The 2131-nt window shown below is 52.9% G+C and carries 1 protein-coding gene and 1 pseudogene; one reads left to right on the top strand and one right to left on the bottom strand.

The window, feature by feature from the left end; all coding sequences use genetic code 11:
* Window positions 1-233, top strand: a pseudogene (locus QWZ14_RS29295) (transposase); the annotation flags it as partial.
* Window positions 234-668: 435 nt separating this feature from the next.
* On the opposite strand, the gene QWZ14_RS29290 reads toward QWZ14_RS29295, so the two are convergent.
* Window positions 669-1814 carry a glycosyltransferase family 4 protein gene (locus tag QWZ14_RS29290; protein ID WP_290320603.1) on the bottom strand — a complete coding sequence of 382 codons (1146 nt, stop codon included), beginning with the start codon at window positions 1812-1814 and terminating at the stop codon, window positions 669-671.
* Window positions 1815-2131: the final 317 nt, after the last annotated feature.

Below are 2131 nucleotides of genomic sequence, written 5' to 3'. Positions count from 1 at the left end.
CTCAGGATATGCGTTCGACTAAACCTGAAATGCTCTAGGCTGCTCCACCTGCCGCCCTATTCGCCGGACCTGAACCCGATCGAGAATGCCTTCGCCAAGCTCAAAGCCATCCTCCGCAAAGCCGCCGCGCGCACCATCGACGACCTGTGGAATGCCATTCGAGACGCACTGCCACGCTTCACCCCAGACGAATGCCGAAACTACTTCACGCCGCAGGATATGAGCCCGAATGATCGGATTCTGCTCTAACTCAGGATATGACTTCGACTAAACCTGAAATACTCTGGTGCGCGATACCGGCGCAGCGATTGTGCTGATGCCTGTGTTGGTCCTGGCCCAAACCTGCTGCTTGACGACGTCAACAAGCAACTGCCCGCCGGTACTCGTGCGGTGATGCTGACCGACTACGCCCGATGCGACATCTCCAAGAATTAGCGCGTGCCGCTGACCACCAGCTTTGTCCACCGGCTCACCGGAGCAGAACGCCATCGAGAACATATGACAAGACCTGCGGGCCGCGATCTTTGGCGCCGGCGGTTAAGCGCCAGGCGCACCGTCGTCGATGCTTGCTGCGAGGCATGGAACAGGCTTATCGGCGGGCCCGGTTGCATGTCGCTGCTGAACGGCTTCGAATGGGCTCAACCGATCACTCCATAGTAAGCCTGTCATTATGACGCCGTCGACACCGATGCAAACCGCTTAAATCTTCCGAACCAACCATCGGCCAGGATTTCCTGATATACTGCAACCGTCTGTTGGGAGACTCGGTCTAGCTTCAGCCTGGAAATATTGATCTGCGACTTGGCCCGCATCTCGGCAAGGTATTGCGGATCCTTGAGCAGCCGTACAAGTGCTGCAGCGAGAAGGTCCGGGCGTTTGGGCTGAACGAGGACCCCTGCCTTGCCATTCTCGAGCATCTCGGGAATTCCTCCGACGTCGGTGGCCACAATCGCACAGCCAGCTGCCCGAGCTTCTGATAAGACGAGCGGGGCGGGGTCGGCATGCGATGGAAGCACAAATATATCCCCGGCCAACAAGAACTCACGCGGGTCGTTGCTGTGCCCACAGAACGTTATCTGACTTTCACTGATAGTGTCTGCAAGTTTTCTGTATTCATGTTCATGAGGGCCGCCGCCAATAATGAATAAATGGGCTCTGGGACAGCTTTCTAGCAATATTCCATGAGCTTTGATTAGGTCATCCACGCCCTTTCTGGGATGCAAACCGCCAACGAAAATGATCGCAGGCGAGGGAAGTGTCCTCGGTGACGGCAGTATGGAGGAAAAACGTGGGGAGTTGACTGTTCCATTAAGTACTGTGCGGATCTTGTTCTTTGGTACACCGCGACGGATCATGGATTGGGTCACTACCTCACTGACCCCAATGACCCGATCGCCTACGCGCATCAATACGGCACTTTTTTCGAACTCATTGTGAACGGTGGTTACTAACTTTGGTTTTTTCAGCACACAAAGAGCTGCTGCAAGCATTGCGCTGGTCATCATGTGAGCATGAACAATGTCAGGCTTAACGTTAAGAATGACTCTACGTAATGACCATAAAGCTTTCACCAGATTTATTTTTGGTTTTCGGTTTTGATCAACTTTCAGGTGCCGTATGCCAAATATCGTGAAGAGTTCGTCGAAGTCGCCCCCTGCGCTGCAAATCGAGACATCATGGCCCTGGGCGGCCTGGGTACAAGCAAGATCAACCATGGCGCAGACATTACCATTAGCGCGCCGCGTGTGATTAATCACATGCAAGATTTTCAGACGCGCCGGAGGTTCGAAAACCGAACGCGTGTTGATCCCCATGATATGTACCCTCAACACAAGACAAATTCTACGGAAATTGATGCGGATTGTTTTACTTTTAAGACATTTGCAAAAATTCTATTTCGAGTCAATGGCCTATTTGGTTGAAGCTCAGGGCGGGGTTCTTTCATCCAGTGGTGGTGATCAATCAGTTTATTTTCTTTTAGATACGATGTATTCCTTATGAATCGCCGGTCTGGAACCCGTGGGGCGCCCCACTCGAAGAAGTTCTGGGCTTGGGAACCGGTTCGCCTCAACTCATCCTCGGCTTAGAGCACCTAATACCAAGTCTCCGAGAGCGTGACTCGTTTGGGATT

The sequence above is a fragment of the Paeniroseomonas aquatica genome, from assembly GCF_030409335.1.
Taxonomy (GTDB): Bacteria; Pseudomonadota; Alphaproteobacteria; order Acetobacterales; family Acetobacteraceae; genus Belnapia; species Belnapia aquatica.
This window is presented reverse-complemented; position numbering and strand designations above follow the sequence as displayed.

Excerpts from the sequence above, each read along its gene's own strand:
- QWZ14_RS29290 (WP_290320603.1), bottom strand. The coding sequence starts at position 1,814 with ATGGGGATCAACACGCGTTCGGTTTTCGAACCTCCGGCGCGTCTGAAA.